Annotated in this window: 18 protein-coding genes and 1 tRNA gene; 15 read left to right on the plus strand and 4 right to left on the minus strand. The window is 72.5% G+C overall.

The window, feature by feature from the left end; translation table 11 throughout:
- Positions 1 to 6: 6 nt before the first annotated feature.
- The 9 genes from rpmA (at position 7) to DEJ25_RS14840 (ending at position 7,246) form a co-directional block, all read left to right on the plus strand.
- Positions 7 to 258 (plus strand): 50S ribosomal protein L27, encoded by a 252-nt coding sequence (gene rpmA / locus DEJ25_RS14800; RefSeq protein WP_110903977.1) that lies wholly within the window; start codon positions 7 to 9, stop codon positions 256 to 258.
- 85 nt (positions 259 to 343) lie between these two features.
- Positions 344 to 1,891 carry a GTPase ObgE gene (gene obgE / locus DEJ25_RS14805; RefSeq protein ID WP_111045170.1) on the plus strand — a complete coding sequence of 516 codons (1,548 nt, stop codon included), beginning with the start codon at positions 344 to 346 and terminating at the stop codon, positions 1,889 to 1,891.
- A 5-nt stretch (positions 1,892 to 1,896) separates the two neighbouring features.
- On the plus strand, positions 1,897 to 2,697 hold the full coding sequence (gene proB / locus DEJ25_RS14810) for a glutamate 5-kinase (protein ID WP_110904032.1): 801 nt from the start codon (positions 1,897 to 1,899) through the stop codon (positions 2,695 to 2,697).
- Between the two features lie 68 nt (positions 2,698 to 2,765).
- Positions 2,766 to 4,046: a glutamate-5-semialdehyde dehydrogenase gene (locus tag DEJ25_RS14815; RefSeq protein WP_111045171.1), complete on the plus strand. Its 1,281-nt coding sequence runs from the start codon at positions 2,766 to 2,768 to the stop codon at positions 4,044 to 4,046.
- 41 nt (positions 4,047 to 4,087) lie between these two features.
- A complete protein-coding gene (locus tag DEJ25_RS14820; protein ID WP_110903974.1) occupies positions 4,088 to 4,288 on the plus strand; it encodes a hypothetical protein in 201 nt (66 codons plus the stop codon).
- A gap of 11 nt (positions 4,289 to 4,299) precedes the next feature.
- Complete coding sequence (gene nadD, locus DEJ25_RS14825) at positions 4,300 to 4,899, plus strand: nicotinate-nucleotide adenylyltransferase (protein ID WP_110903973.1); 600 nt, start codon at positions 4,300 to 4,302, stop codon at positions 4,897 to 4,899.
- Positions 4,896 to 6,539: a hypothetical protein gene (locus DEJ25_RS14830; protein WP_111045172.1), complete on the plus strand. Its 1,644-nt coding sequence runs from the start codon at positions 4,896 to 4,898 to the stop codon at positions 6,537 to 6,539. Before nadD ends, DEJ25_RS14830 begins: the two co-directional genes overlap by 4 nt.
- A 108-nt stretch (positions 6,540 to 6,647) precedes the next feature.
- Entirely contained in the window at positions 6,648 to 7,040 is a 393-nt protein-coding gene (gene rsfS / locus DEJ25_RS14835) for a ribosome silencing factor (protein ID WP_110903971.1), read from the plus strand.
- Positions 7,041 to 7,170: 130 nt separating this feature from the next.
- Positions 7,171 to 7,246 (plus strand) — tRNA-Ala (locus tag DEJ25_RS14840).
- A 292-nt stretch (positions 7,247 to 7,538) separates the two neighbouring features.
- Here the strand turns inward: DEJ25_RS14840 and DEJ25_RS14845 are convergent.
- Entirely contained in the window at positions 7,539 to 10,934 is a 3,396-nt protein-coding gene (locus DEJ25_RS14845; protein ID WP_181427465.1) for an SdrD B-like domain-containing protein, read from the minus strand.
- Positions 10,935 to 11,108: 174 nt separating this feature from the next.
- Here DEJ25_RS14845 and DEJ25_RS14860 point away from each other — a divergent pair, with 174 nt between their 5' ends.
- From DEJ25_RS14860 to DEJ25_RS14880, 5 genes are all read left to right on the plus strand, one after another.
- Positions 11,109 to 12,047, plus strand: coding sequence for an aldose 1-epimerase family protein (locus DEJ25_RS14860; protein ID WP_111045174.1), 939 nt, complete (start codon positions 11,109 to 11,111; stop codon positions 12,045 to 12,047).
- The gene (locus tag DEJ25_RS14865) at positions 12,026 to 13,573 is read left to right on the plus strand and encodes an anthranilate synthase component I family protein (protein WP_111045175.1); all 1,548 of its coding nucleotides are present in this window, start codon (positions 12,026 to 12,028) and stop codon (positions 13,571 to 13,573) included. The genes DEJ25_RS14860 and DEJ25_RS14865 overlap by 22 nt, the downstream gene beginning before the upstream one ends.
- An 80-nt stretch (positions 13,574 to 13,653) precedes the next feature.
- Positions 13,654 to 14,478: a hypothetical protein gene (locus tag DEJ25_RS14870; protein ID WP_258366307.1), complete on the plus strand. Its 825-nt coding sequence runs from the start codon at positions 13,654 to 13,656 to the stop codon at positions 14,476 to 14,478.
- Positions 14,479 to 14,525: 47 nt separating this feature from the next.
- On the plus strand, positions 14,526 to 16,187 hold the full coding sequence (locus tag DEJ25_RS14875; protein WP_258366520.1) for a DNA polymerase Y family protein: 1,662 nt from the start codon (positions 14,526 to 14,528) through the stop codon (positions 16,185 to 16,187).
- Positions 16,188 to 16,200: 13 nt separating this feature from the next.
- The gene (locus DEJ25_RS14880; RefSeq protein ID WP_111045176.1) at positions 16,201 to 19,677 is read left to right on the plus strand and encodes an error-prone DNA polymerase; all 3,477 of its coding nucleotides are present in this window, start codon (positions 16,201 to 16,203) and stop codon (positions 19,675 to 19,677) included.
- A 75-nt stretch (positions 19,678 to 19,752) separates the two neighbouring features.
- On the opposite strand, the gene DEJ25_RS14885 is transcribed toward DEJ25_RS14880, so the two are convergent.
- Positions 19,753 to 21,315: a cell wall metabolism sensor histidine kinase WalK gene (locus tag DEJ25_RS14885; protein ID WP_258366521.1), complete on the minus strand. Its 1,563-nt coding sequence runs from the start codon at positions 21,313 to 21,315 to the stop codon at positions 19,753 to 19,755.
- The gene (locus DEJ25_RS14890) at positions 21,278 to 21,955 is read right to left on the minus strand and encodes a response regulator transcription factor (RefSeq protein ID WP_110903965.1); all 678 of its coding nucleotides are present in this window, start codon (positions 21,953 to 21,955) and stop codon (positions 21,278 to 21,280) included. The genes DEJ25_RS14885 and DEJ25_RS14890 overlap by 38 nt, the downstream gene beginning before the upstream one ends.
- A gap of 206 nt (positions 21,956 to 22,161) precedes the next feature.
- Here DEJ25_RS14890 and DEJ25_RS14895 point away from each other — a divergent pair, with 206 nt between their 5' ends.
- A complete protein-coding gene (locus DEJ25_RS14895) occupies positions 22,162 to 22,479 on the plus strand; it encodes a hypothetical protein (RefSeq protein ID WP_110903964.1) in 318 nt (105 codons plus the stop codon).
- Between the two features lie 21 nt (positions 22,480 to 22,500).
- Here DEJ25_RS14895 and DEJ25_RS14900 read toward each other — a convergent pair whose 3' ends face one another.
- The gene (locus DEJ25_RS14900; RefSeq protein ID WP_110903963.1) at positions 22,501 to 23,562 is read right to left on the minus strand and encodes an aromatic acid exporter family protein; all 1,062 of its coding nucleotides are present in this window, start codon (positions 23,560 to 23,562) and stop codon (positions 22,501 to 22,503) included.
- Between the last annotated feature and the right edge of the window lie 68 nt (positions 23,563 to 23,630).

Raw genomic sequence — 23,630 nt, forward strand, 5'->3', positions numbered from 1 at the left:
AGAGACATGGCACACAAGAAGGGTGCGAGTTCCACTCGCAACGGTCGCGACTCGAACGCACAGCGCCTCGGCGTGAAGCGCTTCGGTGGCGAGGTCGTCAACGCCGGTGAGATCATCATCCGCCAGCGCGGCACGCACTTCCACCCGGGCGCCAACGTCGGCCGCGGTGGCGACGACACGCTGTTCGCCCTCTCGGCCGGTGCGGTCGAGTTCGGCACCAAGGGTGGCCGCAAGGTCATCAACATCGTCAACGCGTAGTCGCTGACGATCAGCTTCAGCGGGAGGGGCGGGCCGTGTGCCTGCCCCTCTTCTGCATTTCCCGAACACCTACAGGAGTGACCCCATGGCGACGTTCGTCGACCGCGTGACGCTGCACCTCACGGCAGGCAACGGCGGCAACGGCTGCGTGTCCGTCCGTCGCGAGAAGTTCAAGCCCCTCGCGGGCCCCGACGGCGGCAACGGCGGTGACGGCGGCGACATCGTCCTCGTCTCCGACCCGCAGGTCACCACCCTGCTCGGGTACCACCGCTCACCGCACCGCTCCAGCCGCAACGGCCAGCCCGGCATGGGCGACCACCGCAGCGGGGTCAGCGGTGACACGCTCGAGCTCCCCGTCCCCGTCGGCACGGTCGTGTACGACGAGAACGGCGACGTGCTCGCGGACCTCACCGAGCCGGGCATCCGCGTGGTCGTCGGTCCCGGCGGCCAGGGTGGCCTCGGCAACGCCGCGCTCGCCACTACCAAGCGCAAGGCCCCCGGCTTCGCGCTCCTCGGCACCGACGGGTGGAGCGGCGACGTCAGCCTCGAGCTGAAGACCATCGCGGACATCGCCCTGGTCGGGTACCCGAGCGCCGGCAAGTCGTCGCTGATCGCCGCGATCTCGGCTGCCAAGCCGAAGATCGCCGACTACCCGTTCACGACGCTGACCCCGAACCTCGGCGTCGTCGAGTCGGGCAGCACGCGCTTCACCGTCGCCGACGTCCCGGGTCTGATCGAGGGCGCGTCCGAGGGCAAGGGGCTCGGCCTCGAGTTCCTCCGTCACGTGGAGCGCTGCGAAGCCCTGCTGCACGTGATCGACTGCGCCACGCTCGACGCCGGCCGTGACCCGATCAGCGACCTCGACGTGATCCTCCGCGAACTCGAGCAGTACCCGGTCCCCGAGGGGCAGGTCCCGCTGCTCGATCGCCCGCAGCTCATCGCGCTCAACAAGATCGACGTGCCCGACGCCGCGGAACTCGCGGCGTTCGTGACCGCCGAGTTCGAGTCCCGCGGCTACCGCGTGTTCCCGATCTCCACCGCGTCGCACAAGGGCCTGCGTGAGCTCACCTTCGCCCTGGCCGACGTCGTCGAGCAGGCCCGTGCCGAGCGGGCCGCCGAGCCCGAGGTCGAGCGCATCGTGCTCCGTCCGAAGGCCGTCAACGAGAAGCCGTTCACGGTGCGTGCCGAGGGCGGCGAGGAGCACCGCTTCTACCGGGTCCGTGGTGCGAAGCCGGAGCGCTGGGTGCAGCAGACCGACTTCACCAACGAAGAGGCGATCGGCTACCTGGCCGACCGGCTCGCCAAGCTCGGGGTCGAGGACGGCCTGTTCAAGGCCGGAGCCGTCGCCGGGTCCACCGTGGTCATCGGTGGCGACGGCGGCATGATCTTCGACTGGGAGCCGACCCTGACCTCCACCGCGGAGCTCATCACCAGCGCTCGCGGGACGGACTCCCGGCTCGACCTCAACGCCCGACCGACGCGCAACGAGCGTCGTTCGGACTACTTCGAGCGGATGGACGGCAAGGCCGCCGCACGTGCCGAGCTCGAGCAGGAGCGGATCGCCGGTCTGTGGGCGGACGACGACGACGCCGAGTCCGACCCGGTCGAGCCGACGACGTCCGAGCGCGACTGAGCGCCGTGGTCGGACCGAACACCGTCGCGGAGCGCGCGGACATCCCGCGCGCCCGACGGATCGTGGTCAAGGTCGGCTCGTCCTCGGTCAGCGGGGACAACGCGTCGCAGATCGGCCCGCTCGTCGACGCCCTGGTCGGCGCGTACCGTCGTGGGACCGAGGTCGTCCTGGTGTCGTCCGGCGCCATCGCCACCGGCTTCCCGTTCCTGGGGCTCGAGGGACGGCCGGAGGACCTCGCCACGCAGCAGGCCGCCGCCGCCACCGGGCAGGCGGTGCTGGTCTTCCGGTACCAGAAGGAACTCGACCGGCACGGGGTCACGGCGGCGCAGGTCCTGCTCACCGCGGGTGACCTGCAGAACCCGACGCACCGGGTGAACGCGCGGCGGGCGATGAACCGGCTGCTCGAACTCCGGGTGCTGCCGATCGTCAACGAGAACGACACGGTCGCCACCCACGAGATCCGGTTCGGTGACAACGACCGGCTCGCCGCGCTCGTCGCCCGGCAGGTCGAGGCGGACGCCCTGGTGCTGCTGTCCGACGTCGAAGCCCTGTACACGAAGCCGCCGGAGCAGCCCGGTGCCACCCGCATCGACGAGGTCCCGTTCGGCGACGAGCTCGCGGGGGTGACCTTCGGCTCGATCGGTGCTGCCGGGGTCGGTACCGGGGGAGCCGGCACGAAGGTCGCGGCCGCCCGCCTCGCGGCCGAGGCCGGCACGTCCGTGCTCGTCACGGCGACGGCCCTCGTCGACCGTGCGCTCGGTGGGGAGCACGTCGGTACCTGGTTCCGGGCCGCACCACGCGCCTGACCGGGGCTGCCCGTCGGACGGGAGGCACGCCTCCCGTCACAGAGGCGCCGCCGACTTAGAATCGGGTCATGTCCCTCACCGCTCCCGCGCAGGCCCAGGCGGGTACGCCGCTCGTCGACACGCTGACGGCTGCCCGCGCGGCCGCGACGGTGCTGGCGACCACGACGACGGCCGTCAAGGACGCCGCCCTGCGGGCGATCGCCCTCGGGCTGCGCGCCGGGACGGCGGAGATCGTCACCGCGAACCACGAAGACCTGATCGCGGGTCAGGACGGTGGACTGACGTCGGGCCTGCTGGACCGACTGCGTCTCGACGTCGACCGCGTGGACGCTCTGGCCGACGCGGTCGAGCACGTGGTGGGGCTGACCGACCCGGTGGGGGAGCACGTCCGCGGCTCGGTCCTGCCGAACGGGCTGCAGCTCGCGCAGGTGCGGGTGCCGTTCGGGGTGGTCGGCGCCATCTACGAGGCACGTCCGAACGTCACCGTCGACATCGCCGCCCTGGCGCTGAAGTCGGGCAACGCCGTGGTCCTCCGCGGCGGGTCGGCGGCGCTCCGCACCAACGCCGTGCTCGTGCGGCGGATCCAGGACGCGATCGCCTCGGTCGGGCTGCCGCGCGAGCTCGTGCAGACGATCGACCCGCTCGGACGCGCCGGAGCGACCGGTCTCATGCGAGCCCGCGGCCTGGTCGACGTGCTCATCCCGCGCGGCAGCGCCTCCCTCATCCAGACCGTCGTCAGCGAGTCGCAGGTGCCCGTCATCGAGACCGGCGCCGGGGTCGTGCACGTCTTCCTGGACGAGTCGGCACCGGTCGACCGTGCCGTGGACATCGTCCTCAACAGCAAGGTGCAGCGGCCGAGCGTCTGCAACGCCCTGGAGACGCTGCTCGTGCACGAGCGGGCGGCCGAGCGGCTCCTGCCGGTGTTGGCCGACCGCCTCCGGGCCGCCGGCGTGACCCTGCGGGGCGACGACGCCACCCGGACCATCGTCCCCGGGGTGCTGCGTGCGACCGAGGCCGACTGGGCCACCGAGTCGATGGACCTCGATCTCTCGATCCGTGTCGTGCCCGACGTCGACGCGGCGATGGCGCACATCGCGCAATGGTCCACACACCACACCGAGTCGATCGTCACGAACGACGTCGACACGGCCGAGCACTTCCTGGCGGGCGTCGACTCGGCGGTCGTGATGGTGAACGCGTCGACTCGGTTCACGGACGGCGGGGAGTTCGGGTTCGGCGCCGAGGTCGGGATCTCCACGCAGAAGCTGCACGCGCGGGGCCCGATGGGGCTGCCTGAACTCACGAGCACCAAGTGGCTCGTGCGCGGGCAAGGACACATCCGCGGCTAGGATGGTCTGGAGTCTTCCTCGATCGATCGGAGCACTGCCAGATGTCACTCCTCGCTGAAGCCGCAGAACATGCGGCCGGCGTCCCCGCGATCGTCTTCCCGATCGTCGCGGCCTGCGTCTTCACCCTCCTCGGCTTCGTCACGTGGAGCTTCCGCGACGTCGCCTACCGCCACTCGCACAAGTTCCAGGCCACCCGGCAGCACGAGACCGGTGTGGACGAGTTCGGCCACTCCAAGATCTGATCCGCCACCCGATGCTCGAGAGCACGGGTCGGCCGCGCATCGGGGTGATGGGCGGGACGTTCGACCCGATCCACCACGGTCACCTCGTGGCGGCGTCCGAGGTCGCGAAGCACTTCGACCTGGACGAGGTCGTGTTCGTCCCCACCGGCCAGCCGTACATGAAGTCCGAGGTCACCGACGCCGAGCACCGGTACCTGATGACCGTGATCGCGACCGCCTCGAACCCGATGTTCACGGTCAGCCGCGTGGACATCGACCGGCCCGGCCCGACCTACACCGTCGACACCCTCCGCGACCTGCACGAGCAGCGGCCCGACGCCCAGCTCGTCTTCATCTCCGGGGCGGACGCCGTCCAGCAGATCGTCGACTGGAAGGACCACGACGGGCTCTGGGACCTCGCACACTTCGTCGCCGTGACACGACCGGGACACCAGCTGAGCATCACCGGACTCCCAGAACGGGACGTTAGTGTGCTCGAGGTCCCCGCGCTGGCGATCTCCTCGACCGACTGCCGTGACCGGGTGCGGAGCGGGTCCCCCGTCTGGTACCTCGTGCCCGACGGCGTCGTCCAGTACATCTCGAAGCACCATCTGTATCGGAGCGTTGCATGAGTCCGTCCGACGCGCAGCCGCCGCTGTCGCGGCGCCAGATGCGTGAGCGCGAGCGCGCCGCCTCTGGCGGTGCCCAGCCCGCGACGCCGCCGCCGACCGTCGCCGCCCCCGCCACACCGGAGGCCCGTCGTCGCCCCGGTTCGCACGTCGCCCCCGGTTCGGCCACGGCCAACCAGGCGGCACCGCGATCCGCGGGAGCCGCCACCGGCGTGTCCGACGTGCCCCCGGCCTCCGCGACCGAGATCGTCCCCGGCACCGGCGGGATGTCCCGCCGACAGCTGCGGCTGCTGCGCGAGGCGCAGCAGCAGGGTGGCCGTCCCGTCCCGCTGCAGAACCCGACCCCGCAGTCGTCCGACCGCACCGTGCAGGACGTCCTCGGCACGCTGACGGGCCCCTCGTCCGTACCCGCACCGGATGCCCAGGTGCCGCCGTTGTCGACCCCGGTCGAAGCCGCTGCCGCCGGCATCGGGGCGCAGTCCTCGCCGCTCGTGCCCCTCGGGTTCGACGCGCCGACGGACGAGCGGTCGACTGACGCCACTGACGCCACTGACGCCACTGACGCCACTGACCCCACTGACGACACTGACGCCGGGGCCGGGGCCGGGCTCGGCGCTGGGGCCGGGCTCGGCGCTGGGGCCGGGCTCGGGGCGACGGAGGTCGCCGACGCTGACGCCGACGCCGACGCTGTTCAGGTCGATGGCGGGTCCGACGACGACGCCGTGCAGAGCCGGGCCACCGAGGACCACGAGTCCTCGCACTGGCAGGACCCCAACCCGGAGCTCACGCACCTGGAACCCGCCGCTGTCGAGCAGGCCACCGCCGCTGACGGTTCGCCGGACGCCATCGAGCCCCTGGAAGAGGCGGCTGCCCACGGCGAGGAACCCCGCCAGCACCGCACGACCTGGGCGCCGCACGACGCCGACCCCGACGCGATCATGGCCGCGACCGACGACGTCGCCGCGCCCGCCAGCGAGCTGCCCGCCGCGGCTCCCGGCGTGTTCCCGCTCGACCTGGACGACGACGACACGAACGAGGTCCCGGTCGTCGTGCCGGCAGATGCGCCCGTCTCGGGACCGACATCCGCAGCGCAGCCGGGATCGACCCCGCGTCCGACATCCTCGGATGCGCCGCGCGAGCCGAAGCCCGTCACCACGGCGTTCCAGCCTCCGGCCGGCCACTGGTCGACCTTCGCCCACGACTCGAACGACGCCGAGGTGCACGACGAGGAGACCGGCACGCGCCGTGTCGCCGAGTCGCACACGAACGCCCTCATCCTGCCGAACTCGGCGCTGGCCGACCCCACCGGTGCGCTCAACGCCACCGGCGAGGTCATCCTCACCGGTTCGATCGACCTGCCCTCATCGCTGTCCTCGACCGGGTCGCACCGGCCGATCGACGGCGCAGAGGTCGACCGCCTCCTCGAGCAGCACGACGAGCAGCCGGACACGGACGCCAGTCCGGTCCGCGCGAGCCGTGCCGTGTCGAGCCACACGTCGACCCGCCAGGTCGTGCTCGCCGCCGCCAAGCCGAAGGACTCCAAGACGCCGGTCGTGCTGGCCGTCGCCGCGAGTGCCGTCGGTGTCGTCGCTGCCGGTGTCATCGTCGTCGCACTCGTCGCGACGAACTTCTTCGGCTCCTGAGCGAGCCTCGAACTCCGTGGGCATGGCCCGCGTCAGCGGTCTGACCTATGATCGTGACCCACATGAACATCCGGACGCACGCGTCGGGATGACCACCGGAAGGAATCCGTGACCGCCTCCGCTCGCGCACTCGAACTGACGCAGATCGCCGCTCAAGCGGCCGACTCCAAGCAGGCCGAGGACATCGTCGCCCTCGACGTCACCCGACCACTCCAGCTCACCGACGTCTTCCTGCTCGCCACCGGCCGCAACGAGCGCAACGTGCTCGCCATCGCCGATGAGATCGAAGACCGCCTGCTCCAGGTCGGTGCCAAGCCGCTTCGTCGTGAAGGCCGGAGCGAAGGCCGCTGGGCTCTGATCGACTTCGGGGACATCGTCGTGCACGTGTTCCACGAGGAAGAGCGCCAGTACTACTCCCTCGAGCGCCTCTGGTCGGACTGCCCGGTCATCCCGCTCGAGCTGCCGGCCAATCAGTCGCAGGGTGCCGAACAGTCGGCCTGACGCGGGTCTCAGCGCGACGCGCCCGGGTGGCGGTGACGATTTCGTCACCCGGTGTTCGCGTGGTGTACGCTGTACTGGTGCCTCCGGGGAACCGGGGGAACAGAAACCGGCCTTCGGGTCGTTTCGTTCTGGGTCTGTGGCGCAGCTGGTAGCGCACCTGCATGGCATGCAGGGGGTCAGGGGTTCGAGTCCCCTCAGATCCACCAGAAGCAAGGACACCACGAAGAAGCCCCGCCGCTCATGGAGCAGCGGGGCTTCTTCGTGTCGGGGCTTCTTCGTGTCTGGGCTTCTTCGTGTCGGGGCTTCTTCGTGTCTGGGCTTTGCGTGCCTGTGCTCGCGTGCCTGTGCTTGCCTGTTCGGGCATGCGGTCCGCGTGCTATCGGAGCCGGAGCCGGAGCCGGAGCCGGAGCCGGAGGCGGGCAGCCGGTCGCCGTCCGACTCGGTGCGTCCCGTTACCGGGCTGGCAACGAGACGCACCGAGTGATCCGCTGGTGACCGTCAGACGCGGCGCCGTGCGCGGGCGAGGGCTCGGAGTCCGAGACCGGCCATCAGCAGGAGGAACGCGCTGATGGCGGCCGCAGCGGTCCCTGTTGCTCCGGTGAAGGCGAGGGCGTGCCCGCGTGAGCCACCCGGATGCGCAGTCGTGTCGCCGTGGTCGTCCGGACCGCTGCCCGTCGACCCGCTGCTCCCGGACCCACCGTCTCCGGACCCGCCGACTCCGGGACCGCCGCTCCCCGCGCCGTCGCCCGGCTCGGGAGACGATGACGGCAGGACGCCGGCATCGATGCGGTCGTTCCGTTCGACGCCCTCGAGCGCCCCGTCTGGGCCCGTCCGCCGGGTGATCGTGATCGGTGCTGTCCGTCCGTCCGCCGCGACGTCGGAGTCGCGGGCGTCGTCGTCACCGACCGAGGGCATCGTGAACGTGCGATCCGGCACCGGTGTGACGGAGACGACGTAGTCGCCAGGGCGCAGGTCGTCCACGCCGTAGTGCCCCTCCCGGTCCGTTCGGGCGACCCGATCGACCTCTCGCCCCCGGTCGTCGGTGCCGTGCAACCGCACCGGGACGTCCGGGATCCCGGGCTCACCCGGGTCCTGTACGCCGTTGCCGTCCGAGTCCGTCCAGACCAGGTCACCCACGGCGCCCGACACGACCCGGACGGTTGCGGGGTTCGACCGGACCGGCAGCGCGAGGTCGGCGGAGCGGACCCCGAAGCGGTTCGTGTACCGGTCACCGTCCCGCTGCCCGTGGGTCGCGATGGACACACGGTGGGACACGGTCTCCCCGGGAGCGATCCCGTTCGGGTCGTCGATCCGGATGGCAGTGACGTCGGCGAGGGTGTCCGGACACCCGGCGCTGCCGAACGCGGTCTCCGCGCACCACGTCGTCGAGCCGCCGGGCTGGTTCGACTCGTCCGCGGGGTCGAGCGACACCGCCTCCGGGTCGGCGGCGGCGTACACGACGGACTCCGCCGGGCCGGCATCGACGGGACGGGCCAGTTCGATTGCGCCGTGGAACGACGATCCGTCGCCGGCGTGCGGGAGGACGTCGACGAGCTGTACGTCGCGGACGGGATCCGTGTCGGTGTTCGTCGTGTCGAGCGACCACACCAGGTCGTCTCCCGTGACGACGACGGGGGCTTCCGCCCGCTTCTCGACGCGCAGGCCACCACTCGTCACGACCTGGACGGCCCGCGCGGCGGACCGGTACTCGGACGGAGACCGGTCCGTCGGAGCCGAGACCTCGACCCGGTTCTCCAGCGGCCCTGCCGGAGCATCCCGTGCGACGACGGCGGTGTAGGTGATCGGCGCGATGCGGGTGTTCGGCGTCACGTCGTCGATCGCCCAGGTCAGTCGCTGGTGCTCGGTGCCGTCGTCGTCCCGGACCGTGTCGACCGCCGGCTCGACGGACGCGCTGCCCGGGCTGTACGCCATGTGTGCCGGGAGGACGTCACGGACCGTCACCAGTCGTGGTCGCCCCGTCGTGTTCCCGTTCGTGAGCGACGGCGTGAGGACGTAGTCCACGGCGTTGCCGGGCACCACGGGAACCGGTGTGTCCGTGTCGCCCGCCGTGGCGGTCGAGGAGCTGGCACGCGCCACGGTCTTCCCGATCCGGGCCAGGTCCTCGGTGACGAGCACGCTGTCGGACAACCCTCCGGCGCCGAGTTCGGGGTCGGAGCGGGTGTCGTGCACCCAGTCGGGGTGACGGTCGCTGAAGCGCACGTGCCCGAAGTCGTAGGCACGCGTCCCGTCGGCGACCTCGCGGACCGAGACGAACGAGGACAGCGCGGCAGTGGTGCCACCGCCGACGTCACCGCGGGCACGGACGGCGCCGACGGCGTCGATCCCGCCCGGCACCTCCGCCGGGTCCGTGAACCAGGGACCGCGATCGTCGTCACACGTGGCCCGGCGTTGCCCGTCCTCCGGACCGTCCATGTCGTACGCGGCGTACTCGACCCGCGCCTCGCGCAGCCCGCTGGTCCGGGCCGACGTCCCCTGCACCCGCGCCAGACGCTGCGTGTGCCGGTCGAACGTGTCGCACAGCACGGTGTTCCGGAACGTGTCGAGTCCGGGGTTCGAGGCGCTCACGTCGCTGCGGAGCACCGACCCGGGCGTGCTCCACGGATCACCCCGACGCGCCGAACCGTCGCCGGTCCGACCGCTGTCGTCCAGCACCCTGAGGAGACGCTTCCCCGCGGTCCCGACGGCGTCCGCCACGATGTTCCGTGTCGCTCGGTTGTCCGCCACGGGTTCGGCGTCCCCTGGGAAGTTCGGTGCCCCTGACGCCGCGTGCGTCACGACGTCGCGGAACGTGTTCACCGATCCGAGACTCGTGCCGGCGGGTGGGTTCGGCACCCAGAACGAGATGTAGCCCGAGACCACGAACCCGGGGGTGTTGCCGACGACGGGGCCGCCGAAGGCGTTCTGCGTCGGCATGCGTGACGCGTCGGTGACGGTCCCGGTGATCGTCACGGAGACGTCCTGACCGGCACCGGACTGCTCGCACGTGAACCGGCCGGAGTCGGCGACCGCCCGGGGGCCACCACCGCTCCCCGCCGGCAGTGAGGCGAACCGGGACGAGACGGACGGGTCGTTCGGACCGCACGGCGGAGCGTCCCCGTTCCAGAGCACCGCGCCGGACGGCAGGTCACCGCGCAGCTGCGAGACGTCGTCCGTGAACGTCATCCGCCCGTCACCTGGAGCGAACCCGAGCAGGCCCTGCCCGGGGACGACCGGCTGCCACTCGACGGCGATCGGGAACACGAGTTGGAAGCCGCGTGTGCCGTCGGGTCCGGTGACGTCCGGGCGCAGCACGGAGCCGACGACCCGCTTGCTCAGGTTGTAGCGGGCCGCCGCCGAGACGGTGAGCCGCGGCGCGGTCGCCGAGACCGGTGCGTCCGCGTCGTCAGCGGTGGCGGTCCCCGTCACGATGACGGCGTCGCCGTCGTCGAGCCCGGCGGAGACGTCGAGGACGACGGGCACCGCGACCACCTGGCCTTCCGCCACGTCCCCGAGGACGCAGGTGAGGTCGCGGCCGTCGATGCCCGAGCCGGACGCCGAACAGCCTTCGGGCAGAGCCGCCCACGACGTCCCGGTCGGCGCGGTGACGGTGAAGCGTTGGCGATGGCCGACACCGCCGTTCGCGTTCACGGTCACCCGGTACGTGACCGAGTCGAGGGTGCGGACGACACCGTTCGTCGGCCCGCTGTCGCCGCCGGGTCGGTCATCGGGGCTGAACGGCCCCGCGCCGTCCGCCAGGACGTCGATCGCCAGCCCGACCTGCGGACGCCCGGCCGGACCCGGGGGAGCGGCGGTCGCTGGTGCGACCGTTCCGATCGCGATGCTGAGCACGGCCGTCGACGCGACGGCGATGCGTGTGGTGATGCGGTGACGCATGAGGATCCTCCGATGGTCAGCCGTCCCTGTTCCCCGTCCCCGTCCGGGCGGTGGAGGTGGTGACGGCGCAGGGAACGTAACCGGACGGCACCCCGGGCACCCAGTACTCGGTATTCCGTACTCCACTGGCGTCCCGATCGCCGCCCGGACGCGGTGCCCCGCTACGCTGAGCGCATGAGCAGCGCTGCGCCCCGGTCCGGAACCCAGACGTCCATCGCCTCCGACAGGTACACCGCCGAGATCGCGAGCGTCGGAGCCACCCTGCGCGCACTGCGGCACGACGGCCGAGACCTCGTCACCACGTTCGACGCCGACGACGTCCGCCCGGTCTTCCGCGGCGCCGTGCTCGCCCCCTGGCCGAACCGCGTCGTCGACGGCCGGTACACCTTCGACGGGGTCGAGCAGGAACTCGCGCTGACGGAGCCGAAGCGCGCACACGCCCTGCACGGTCTCGTGGCCTGGACCGACTTCGCCGTGCTCGAGCAGGACGCCGACCGGGTCGTCCTCGCCACCACCGTGCAGCCCCAGGAGGGCTACCCCGCCCGCGTCGAGGTGCGGGTCGAGTACCGCCTGGACGCCGACGGTCTGCACACCACGATCACCGGGACGAACACCGGGGACGACCGGGCACCCTGGGGGACCGGTCCGCACCCGTACCTCGTCGCCGGCGCGGGCACGGTCGACGACTGGACGCTGACGCTCCCGGCAGCCGAGGTGCTCGAGGTCACCGAGGACCGCCTGATCCCGACCGAGCTGGTCCCCGTGCACGACGAGTTCGACCTCCGCCTGCCGACGGCGATCGGCGCCCGCTTCATCGACCACGCCTTCACCGGCTTCGACCGTGACGCCGAGGGCACCGCCACGATCACCGTCACCGCGGCCGACGGGCACGGCGTGCGGGTCGCCTTCGGCAGGGACTGCGGGTGGGCGCAGGTGCACACCGCCGACCACGTCGTCCCCGAGTACCACCGCTCCGGCCTCGCCGTCGAGCCGATGACCTGCGCCCCGAACGCCTTCAACGCCGACGCCTTCGCCGGTGACGTGGACGCCGGACTCGTCGTGCTCGAGCCCGGCGACGCGCACGCTGCCGCGTGGACGATCTCGGCGGTCTGAGCGTCACGGTGGACCGTCCCGCGGGCGTACCGCGGATCGCGGTCCAGCGGCTCGCCGACGTCCCGGACCTCGGCGAGCTCGCCCGTCGCAGCACCGCCGACCTGGCCTGGCTGGACTCGGCGCTGCCGGTCGACTCGCCCGCAGCGGCGGCCCGCCGTGCGGCGTGGTCGGTCCTCGCCGTCCCGGACGGCCCCTTCGCCGCCTGCCTCCGGCACGAGGACCGGATCGCCCACGTCACGGTGTCGGGGTCGGCCGCCCGGTGGTTCGGGTCCAGCCGGGTCGAGAGCCGACCGGCCTTCGCCGTCCTCGACGAGCTGCTGCGCCGCACCCCGACGCTCGACGAGCCGTTGCCGGGGTGTGCGTTCGCCCTCGGCTGGGTGGGCTTCCTCGGCTACGAACTCGGTCGCGAGGTCGACGGACCCGACCGGACCGCTGACGGACACCCCGACGCCGACCTCCGGTTCGTCGACCGGGCCGTCCTGGTCCACGCGGACGGCTCCTCCTGGGCGATCGCGCTGGTGGACGACGACGCGCCGACTGCCTCGGATGCGAACCGGGCGTGGCTGGCGGAGGTGCGCGCGTCGGCGACGCGAGACGACGTCACGGTGGAACGCCCGGGCCTCCCGGCCGGGGACACGGTCGTCGTCGGGCGCGTCCTGGAGGCCCGCGGTCGCGTCCGCCGCGTCGCCCACGAGCACGCGGTGGACGTTTGTCGACACGAGATCCGCGAGGGCAACGCGTTCCAGGTGTGCCTGACGACCGCCTTCTCGGTGCCGGACGCCCGACCGAGCCGCGACGGCGACCGGTACCTGGCGGAGTACCGGCGCGTGCGCGAGGGGGACCCGGTCCCGTTCGGCTCGTACCTGCGCTGGGGCGACCTGCGGATCGCGAGCCGTTCGCCGGAGCGGTTCCTGCGGATCGACGCCGACGGGAGCGTGCTCGCCGAACCGATCAAGGGCACCCGTCCCCGTCACCCGGACCCGGTGGCGGACGCCGCGACACGCGCGGAGCTCTCCGACAGCGCGAAGGACCGCGCCGAGAACGTGATGATCGTCGACCTGCTGCGGAACGACCTGCTGCGGACGGCACGCCCGGGCACGGTGCGCGTGGAGCGGCTCTGCGACGTCGAGACCTACGCCAGCGTGCACCAGCTGGTGTCGACGGTCGCCGGGGTGCTGCCGGAGGGCACCTCCCGGGCCGAGGTGGTGCGTGCCGCGTTCCCACCGGGGTCGATGACCGGCGCGCCGAAGCGCAGCGCGACGGCGATCGCGGACCGCCTCGAAGCGGCGCCGCGCGGGGTCTACTCGGGGGCGATCGGGTACTTCTCGGCGAGCGGAGCGGTCGATCTGTCGGTGGCGATCCGGACACTGGTGACGGTCCTGCACCGGGACGGCCGCGTGCGGTCCCGGTCCCTCGGGGCCGGCGGCGCGGTGACGTGGTCCTCCACGGCGGCGGACGAGGCGGACGAGGTCGAGACGAAGACCCTGTCGGTGCTCGGGGGGATCGGGGCAGTGGCGCGCTGGTGATCGTCGGGTCCTGAACCGATCGAACGGGTGTTCGAGCGGTTGTCCACCGGATGTCGGTGCCGGTTGACATGATCGAACACATGTTCGAATATGAGGGCATGCAGACGGCGGCGGCACTCCGGTCGCCCGATGAGCGTGGCGACCGCGGACGCGGGGACCGGGAGCACATCGGGCGGAACGGTGCTGCCCGGGCTTCCGACCACGTCGGTGCAACTCGTGCGGCGCTCGACCGGATCACCGCACTGCGCTCCCGGGTCGCCGACATGGAAGCGACCCGCGTGGACACCGAGGGGCTGCCCACGGCCGATGCCCTCGCGCCGCTGTTGCCCGGCGGCGCCATCCGCGCCGGTGGCACGTACTCCGTGCCGGAGTCGGTGCTGCTCGCCCAGACCATGCTGCAGGCGGCCTCCGCGGCCGGAGCCTGGTGCGCCGTGGTCGGGGTGCCGTCCTTCGGCGTCGAAGCCGCCGCCGCGGCCGGCATCGACCTGGAACGACTCGTTCTGGTGCCGGACCCGGGCGACCAGTGGCTCGCGGTCACCGCGGCGCTCGCCGACGTCGCGCAGATCGTCCTCACCCGGCCGCTCGGCCGCGTGGTGCCCGGTGACGTCGCCCGGCTCTCCGCACGCCTCCGCCAGCGCGGGGCCGCCCTCGTCGCACTCGGTTCCTGGCCCGGCGCGGACGTCACCCTGCGGGTCGCCGAGTCGCACTGGAGCGGCATCGGCCAGGGACACGGGTACCTCACCGAACGCCGGGTGACCGTCACCGCCTCGGGTCGGGCCGGAGCAGTCCGGCCGACCAGCACCGAGCTGCTGTTGCCCGCGGCGGACGGGTCGGTGCGTGCGGCGGTCCCGGTGGCGGCCTCGGCCGGTGGGCGGGCCCTGCGTCCCGTGGCGGTGGCATCGTGAGCCCCCGCGGACGTCGGGCTCTGGCCGCCGGCCCACGTGGTGGTGCCGTGCTGCCGAATGTCGGGTCGTCCGGGGTGGGGCTGCCGGGTGCCGGAGCCGTCCGGGCCGACGCGCTCAGCCGTGGTGCCGGTCTGCCGGAATCCCCGCCGACCCGGACGATCGTGCTCTGGTGCCCGGACTGGCCCGTCATCGCCGCTGCCCGGGCTGCGGGCACCCCGCCCGAACAGCCGTTCGCCCTCATCGCGAAGGGCCTGGTCTTCGCGAGCTCCGCCTCGGCTCGACAGGTCGGCGTGGTGCGCGGACTGCGGGTCCGCGAAGCACAGGCACGTTGCACCGACCTGGTCACGCAGCCCTACGACGACGCACTCGACCACCGGGCGTTCGAGCCCGTCATCCGCGCGATCGAAGCCGCCGCGCCAGGGGTGGAGGTCCTGCGCCCCGGGACGATCGCGCTGCGTGCCCGCGGCCCGGCGCGCTACCACGGCGGCGAGCGGGCGGCCGCGACGATCCTGGCGGGCATCGCCGCCGACCACGGCGCACCCGGCGTGCGTGCCGGTGTGGCGGACACCCCGTTCGCGGCGGAGCAGGCTGCCCGGGCACGGCCGACCCGGCCGGGAGAGCGCGTCCGGATGGTGCCGGTCGGTGGATCGGGCACGTTCCTCGCCCCGCTGCCGCTCGGGGTGCTCGGCGACCCTGACCTCGCGATGGTGCTCGGCCGCCTGGGCCTCACGACGCTCGGCGACTTCGCAGCCCTCACCGACGAACAGGTGCGCGACCGCTTCGGCGTGCCCGGGGCATTCCTGCACCGGCTCGCCGGGGGTCGCGACCCGCGGGAGGTCTCCGCGCGGGACGTCCCACCCGACCTCGAGGTCCAGGCGTCCTTCGAGCCGCCGCTCGACCGCGCCGACCAGATCGCCTTCGCCTTCCGTCGTTCCGCCGACGAGTTCGCCGCGAAGCTCCGGGCGGCGGGGCTGGTGGCGACGACCATCCGCGTGGGCATCGTCGACGAACGGGACGTCCTGCTCGAACGGGTCTGGGCGCACCCGCGGTGGTTCGACGCCGCGGACGTGGTGGACCGGGTGCGCTGGCAGCTCGCCGGTGGGGTCGACCCGACCGGGCTCGAGGCTCCCGTGACCACGGTCGTGCTCGAACCGGTCGCGGTGGACGACCTGGCGAACCACGAGCGCGGGCTCTGGGGTTCCGGACCGGACGAGCGGGTCCACCACGGGCTGGCCCGGGTGCAGGGCATGGTCGGACACGACGGGGTCGTCACGCCCCGGATCGGTGGCGGGCGCACCCTGGCCGAGCGCATCGTGCTCGTGCCGTGGGGCGACACGCCGGTCGGTGGCGAGCGTGCCCTCGCGGTCGTGCGGGACCGTCCGTGGCCGGGAAGGCTCCCCGGGCCCCCGCCGGCGACGGTCCTCGAACGACCCCGGCCGGTGGACGTCGTCGCGGCGGACGGCGGATCCGTGGACGTCGACGACCGTGGCACCCTGACCGGCGAACCCGAGCAGTTCCGCTCCGACGGCGACCGCGGGGGACGGTTCACCGCCGTCACGGCCTGGGCGGGACCCTGGCCACTGGTCGTGCGCTGGTGGGAGTCCGGCGGGCGACGGCTGCACCGGTTGCAGCTCGTGGACGCCGACGGGCGTGCCTGGTACCTGGTCCTCGCCGACCACCGCTGGTGGGCAGAGGCGATCGCGACGTGAAGGACGGTTCCTGATGGGGTACAACAACCCGCCGATCCCGTGGTCGCAGTTCGAGCGCGCCCTCTCCGACAAGCGGAGCCCGGGCACGACCCCCGAGGGCGACGGTGGTGACAGCCCGGCCTGGTCGCGGAAGCGTGCGCCCTACCGACCGGCGGACCTCGCCGCGCCCGACGCGCCCCCGGCTGTCCCGTACGCCGAACTCCACGCGCACTCGACCTTCAGCTTCCTGGACGGCGCGAGCCCGCCCGAGCACCTGTTGGAAGAGGCTGCACGACTGGGCCTCCGTGGACTGGCGATCACGGACCACGACGGCTTCTACGGGGCCGCCCGGATGGCCGAGGTTGCCGAGACGTACCCGAGCATCATCACGGTCTACGGTGCCGAGCTGTCCCTCGGCCTCACCGAACCACAGAACGGCGTCCCCGACCCCGAGGGCTCGCACCTGCTGCTCCTGGCCGACGGGCAGGACGGGTACCACCGGATGGCCGGCGCGGTGACGGCCGCGCACCTCGCCGCGGGCTCCGAGAAGGGTCGGCCGCGGTACGACCTCGACGACCTCGCGGAACGCTCGGCCGGCCGGTGGCGGGTGCTCACCGGCTGTCGGAAGGGCAGCGTCCGTCAGGCCCTCGAACGCGGCGGTGAGAGCGCTGCCGAGCAGGCCCTCCGCGCACTGCTGGACCGGTTCGGCACCGGCAACGTGGTGGTGGAGCTCTCCGACCACGGTGACCCGCTCGACAGCGCCCGGAACGACGTCCTCGCCGTCCTCGCCGACCGGCACGCGCTGCCCGTCGTGGCGACCGGGAACGTGCACTACGCGACCCCGGACCGGTTCCCGGTCGCGACCGCCCTCGCCGCGGTCCGGGCCCGCCGCAGTCTCGACGAGATCGACGGGTGGTTGCCGGCGGCCGACACCGCACACCTCCGTTCCGGTGCCGAGATGGCGCGGCGGTTCGCGCGGTGGCCCGGAGCGGTGGAGCGGAGCGTGGAGCTCGCCGACGAGCTCGGGTTCGCGCTACGGACGGCGAAGCCCGGCTTGCCCGACCTGGACGTGCCGGACGGTCACACCCCGATGAGCTGGTTGCGAGACCTCACATGGCGCGGTGCGCGCCGGTTCTACCCCGGGGACGCCGACGGGGTGGACGCCCACAAGCGGGAGCGCATCGAACGCGAACTGTCCGTCATCGAGGACAAGGGGTTCCCCGGTTACTTCCTCATCGTCCGGGACATGGTGCAGTTCGCCCGGAGCCGGGGGATCCTCTGCCAGGGACGCGGGTCCGCGGCGAACTCGGCGGTCTGCTTCCTGCTCGAGATCACCGCGGTCGACTCGATCCGGTACGGCTTGCCGTTCGAACGGTTCCTGTCGTCGATGCGCGACGAGGAACCCGACATCGACGTGGACTTCGACTCCGACCGGCGGGAAGAGGTGATCCAGTACGTCTACGACAAGTACGGCCGGTTCAACGCCGCACAGGTCGCGAACGTCATCACCTACCGGCCCAAGGGCGCCGTGCGGGACATGGCGAAGGCGCTCGGCCACAGCCCCGGCCAGCAGGACGCCTGGTCGAAGCAGGTCGAGCGGTGGGGCTCGGTCACCGAGAGCCAGGACCACGACATCCCGGAACCCGTGGTCGACCTGGCGCAGCAGGTCCTCGGGTTCCCGCGACACCTCGGCATCCACTCGGGCGGGATGGTCCTGACCGACCGGCCGGTGGGCGAGGTCGTGCCGATCGAGCACGCCCGGATGGACGGCCGGACCGTCCTGCAGTGGGACAAGGACGACTGTGCCTACATGGGGCTCGTGAAGTTCGACATGCTCGGGCTCGGCATGCTCGCCGCGCTGCAGTACTCGTTCGACCTGGCCGCGGACCACTGTGGGGAGCGGTGGGACATGCACGCCATCCCGAAGGAGGAACAGGGCGTCTACGACCAGCTCTGCCGCGCGGACACGATCGGGGTCTTCCAGGTGGAGTCCCGTGCGCAGATGGGCACGCTGCCCCGGCTGCTGCCCCGACGGTTCTACGACCTGGTCATCGAGGTCGCCCTCGTCCGCCCCGGGCCGATCCAGGGCGGCGCGGTCCACCCGTACATCCGACGCCGCACCGGCGAGGAACCGGTCACCTACATGCACCCGGCCCTCGAACCCGTGCTGGAACGGACGCTCGGCGTGCCGCTGTTCCAGGAACAGCTCATGCAGATGGCGATCGCGGTCGGCAACTGCTCCGGGGACGACGCCGACCTGCTCCGCCGCGCGATGGGGTCCAAGCGTGGCCTCGAGAAGATCGACCGGCTCCGGGACAAGCTCTACCGGGGGATGGCGGAGAACGGCATCCTCGGCGAGGACGCCGACGCCATCTACGCCAAGATCCAGGCGTTCGCGAACTTCGGCTTCGCGGAGAGCCACTCGATCAGCTTCGCGCTCATCGTCTACGCCAGCGCGTGGATGCGCCTGCACTACCCGGGAGCGTTCCTGGCGGCGCTGCTCCGGGCGCAGCCGATGGGCTTCTACTCACCGCAGACCCTCGTCGCCGACGCCCGGCGGCACGGGGTCCGTGTGCTCCGGCCGGACATCCTGCGGTCCGAGGTCGACGCGACCCTCGAGCCGATCGACCACCCCGACCACCCCGATCGCCCCGACCGTTCCGCCGGTCACACGGGTCTCGCGGGTTCCGCCGCTCACGCCGCCGGCGGCCTGGGGGACGCGTGCCTGGCGACGGAGCAACCGCCCGTGCTGCCCTTCGACCGGGACGCCGAGGACGACACCGCCGCCCACCGACGGGACGGCGCGTTCGCCGTGCGACTCGGGTTGGCCGAGGTCGCCTCGCTCGGCCGACGCAGCGCCGAGCGCATCGTCACCGAACGGCGGGCGAACGGGCCCTTCACCGACATGTCCGACCTGGCCAGGCGGGTCGGCCTCACCACGGCACAGCTCGAGGCCCTCGCCGCCGCCGACGCGTTCGAGTCCCTGGGCATCGACCGCCGGGCCGGCATGTGGTCCGCAGCGCAGGCGGCGGCGGAGCGGGCCGACCAGTTGCCGGACACCCAGGTCGTCGTGCAGCCGCCGCTGTTCGGGCAGATGACGAGCGGGGACGTCCTCATCGCGGACATGTGGTCGACGGGCATGTCGACCGACGACCACCCGATGGGCCACCTCCGTCCGGAGCTGTCCGACCGTGGGGTGCTCAGCGTCGAGGACACCCGGACGGCGGAGACCGGTCGGCGCGTCGAGGTCGGCGGCATCGTCACGCACCGGCAGCGTCCGGCGACGGCGTCGGGTATCACGTTCCTCAACGTCGAGGACGAGTCCGGGCTGGTGAACGTCATCTGCAGCGTCGGCGTGTGGGGGCGGTACCGGCGGGTGGCCCGGGAGTCGCCGGCGGTCATCGTGCGGGGGATCCTGGAACGCTCGCCGGACGGCGTCGTGAACCTGGTCGCGGACCGGATCGAGCACCTGCCCCTCGCGGTCCGGACCCGGTCCCGGGACTTCCAGTGAGCGCGGCACTTCCCGTGAACGCGGAGCTCCCCGTGAGCGCGGGAGGCCCCGTGAGCGCGGCACTCCCCGGATTCGTCAGCGCGGAGGGTTCGGCGTGACCCGCACCTCAGGGACGCGGATGGTGACCTCGAGCCCGCCGGTCGGGACGTTGCGGAGGGTGGCCGAGCCTCCAGCCCGTTCGGCGACCGCGCGGACGATCGCGAGTCCGAGTCCGGAGCCGCCCGGCATCGGGATGCCGGGCACTGCGTCCGGGTCGCGTCGTGACGTGCGGGCCTCGTCGGGCCGGGTGAAACGGTCGAACGCGACCGGTACGAACGACTCGGGGACGCCGGGGCCGTCGTCGGTGATCTGCAACACACCCTCGCCGGGGGTGGTCCGCCAGGTGACGACGACGCTGCCGCCGCGGGGGAGTGCGGCGACCGCGTTGCCCGCGGTGTTCGTGACGAGTTGCGCCATCCCGCCGGTGTCGAGCCGGTACCGCGGTTCCACCGTGCCGCCGCCGATGCCGGGGCCCGAGCCACCGACTGCGACGGGCGGGTCGAGTTCGAAGTCGACCGTGACGTCCTTGGCGCTCGCGATGAGCCGGACGCGGTCGACGGCGGCCATGACCTCGTCGCCCAGGTCTGACCATGCGGTGGCCGTCTGCGGGGCGCCGTCCGCCGATCGGCGTTCCGACTCCTCGATGCGGGACAGGGTGAGCAGGTCGTTGGCGAGCCTCGAGAGCCGGGCGACGCTGTTCTTCGCGCGTTCGATGTGGGCGGCGAGGGCCTGGGCGTCGTCCCCGTCCAGGGACGCCAGGTCGAGCTGGGTGGTGAGGATCGCGAGTGGGGTGCGCAGCTCGTGGCTGGCGTCCGAAACCATCTGGCGTTCCCGCTCGGTGGCCTGGCGGGTCCGCGCGAGGAAGGCGTTCAGGGTCGTGGCGAGGGACGCCAGCTCGTCCTGCGCGGGGCCGACCGGCAGCTCGGCGCGCTCCGGGGCGACGGAGAGCCGTTCGGCCTCACGACGCATCCGGTTGACGGGACGCAGCGCCGTGGTCGCGAGCACCCACGAGGCGACGCCGAAGGCCACCAGGATCGCCAGTCCGGTGAAGGACAGCGTCGTGGTCAGGTCGTCGACGACGATCGCCTCGGCCTGCGAGTTGCGGGCGGCGACCACGGTCCAGCGTCCGGCCTGGTTCACCGGGTGTTCGACGACGACGCGGTACTCGGAGTCGCCGACGTCGATCACCGAGGTGCCGGCCGGGGTGGAGCGGAGACTGCCGAGCGCCTGTTCGAGGCGTCCGGGCATCGACGACAGGGTGATGTCGCCCGTGGGGGAGACCACCGCGACGAACTGGGCGTTGCCGGGCGGGGAGAGGTTCGGGTTGCTGTCGACCTCGAGCGTGGCGACGTACGGGTCAGTGTCGGCGTCGAGCAGGGTCTCGGTGGCCCGTGCGACGACGCTGACGACCTGCAGGCGCATCACGAGCACGAGCAGCGCGATGACGACGGCCGCGATCACCGTCGAGCCGATGGTGATGCGGGAACGCAGCGAGAGCGATCGCAGCGTCCACCGGGTCCGCCGCGCGGGTGCTGCCCCGTCCGACCGCGTCACGCGGTCGTCACGCGCCGATGAGGTCGAGTCGGTAGCCGCGGCCACGGACCGTGCTGATGGCGACGGTCGCCTCCTGCGCGACGAGCTTCTTCCGCAGGTACGAGATGTACTGCTCGACGACGTTCGGGTCGACGTGCTGCGAGCCGTCCCAGACCTCTTCGAGGATCTTCGGGCGGTCCACGACCGTGCCGACCGAGCGGGCGAGCAGCCGCAGCAGCGCGAACTCGGTGGGGCTCATGGCGACGCGCTGGCCCTTGATGGACACGCGGCGTGCTTCGGAGTCGATCGAGACGTCGCCGACCTCGATGGTGCGGGGAGCACCGACCGGTTCACGGCGGCCGAGCGCACGGAGCCTGGCGGTGAGTTCGGCGAACGCGAACGGCTTGGTGAGGTAGTCGTCGGCGCCGGCGTCGAGTCCGAACACCCGGTCGTCGACGGCGTCGCGTGCGGTGACCAGGAGGATCCGGACCGGGTCCTCCCGTTCGCGGACGCGTCGAGCGAGCTCGAACCCGGACATGCCCGGCATCATCACGTCGACCACGGCGATGTCGTAGGCCTGCTCACCGAGGGCGATCAGTGCCTCCACGCCGTTCTCGACCGCGGTGACGCGGTACCCCTCGGCAGCGAGCCCGCGCTCCATGAGCGCGCGCATCTCGTCATCGTCCTCGACCACCAACAAGCGCATCTGGACCTCCCGCGACCATCGTGGCACCGAACGGGGTCCGGCGGGCGGATCGGCGGGCGGCAGGCCTGAACACCGTCACAGCACCGACGGCGTCCGTTGCGTCCGGTGGACAGCTCGAGACCGACGGGTACTGGCCGGGACCATCGCCTTGCTATGCTCCGGCCCGGACGCTGTACCCGACAGACCGTCCTGTACTGGGGGGCACCATGCACGACCCGGACCATCCGGAGATCGTCCGCCTGCGCGCCGAACTCGACTCCGCCCGGGAGGGCGTCGTCGGTCTCGGTCCGCTCGACGGACCACATCGCGACCGCGTCGTCGCCGACCTGCTCGCCGCCGTGCTGGACGGTGCCGGCCGTGCCGCGCGCGCAGCCGGCCAGGAGGCCGTGGTCGCCGAGATCCGTCGGTTCGCCGACGTCGAGGTGGTCACGTCCGACCCGTCGTGGCCCGCGGCGGGGGTGTGGGCGGACCTCCTCGAGGCGGCGCACCAGGCGGCGTGCGGCACGGACGAACCCGTCCGCTGACCCGACGTCGGAGCAGGCCGCTCAGTCGTCCTCGCCGAGCAGTTCCTCACGGACGCGACGGACGTCCTCCAGCAGTGCTCCGATGAGCACCCAGTGCCGGGAGTTCGGCCGGACGACCGCGAGCGGCGCGGTCAGCGCGTGCTCGACCGCGGTCTCCTCCGGTCCCTCGGTGAGCTCGCCCGGCGTGAGTCGTGCCGACTCGACCTGCGCGCCGAGGCGGCGGACGTCGGAGCCGATGCGGGCGACCTCGGTGGCGATCCGCCCCACCATCGGGTCGGCACGGAGGTCCGGGGCGGTGTTGTCCCGGACGGCACGTGTCATGCCCGTGACCCGGGTGACGAGGACGCGCAGGTGTTCGGCGACGGCGACGTCCCGCTCGAGGACGGTGTGGTGCCGACCACCGCGGGGGTTCATGGCGAGTGAGTCGCGAGCCGAGGTCAGCGCGGCCTCCGTCCGGCCGTGCTGCTGCCGGAGCGCCCGGGCCTGCAGCAGGGCCGCGTCCCACTGCTCGTGGTCCCACCCCTCGGTCAGACCGACGGCGATGCGTTCGAACGCGGCGGCGGTGTCCCGGGCGAGCCGTGCGACGGCCAGGTGCGCGGGTTCGAGGAGGACCGGCGGCACGATGACGGCGTTCACCACGAGCGCGACGACCGCGCCGATCACGGTCTCGAGGATCCGGTCGGCCGAGTAGTTCGGCGTGACGACCCCGGCGGTCAGCACGAGCATCCCGCTGATGCCGACCTGCGTCGCCGAGGTCGGGGTCAGGCGCAGTGCCCAGGCGAGCAGGATCGCCAGGACGACCACGAGCAGCACGATCCACACCGCGTCGCCGAGGAGCAGGTGCACCCCGGTCGCCAGGACCACGCCGAGCAGGACCCCGGCGCTGCGCTCCAGGCCCTTCACGAACGACTGGTTGATGCTCGGCTGCACGACGAGCAGGGCGGCGATCGCGGCGAAGGTCGGGAACGGTCCACGGATCAGGAGCTCGCACAGCAGCACCGCCGCGACCACCGCCACCGCGGTCTTCACGACCTGGAGGAACGGGGTGCGGCTGGAGCTGCGAAGGCGCCTGACCGGGTTCACCCCTCCACGCTAGCCAGGAGCGGCACGCCGAACCGCTCGGCAACGCGCCGAATCCCCGCACACACGGT

The sequence above is a fragment of the Curtobacterium sp. MCPF17_011 genome (assembly GCF_003234145.1).
Classification (GTDB): Bacteria; Actinomycetota; Actinomycetes; order Actinomycetales; family Microbacteriaceae; genus Curtobacterium.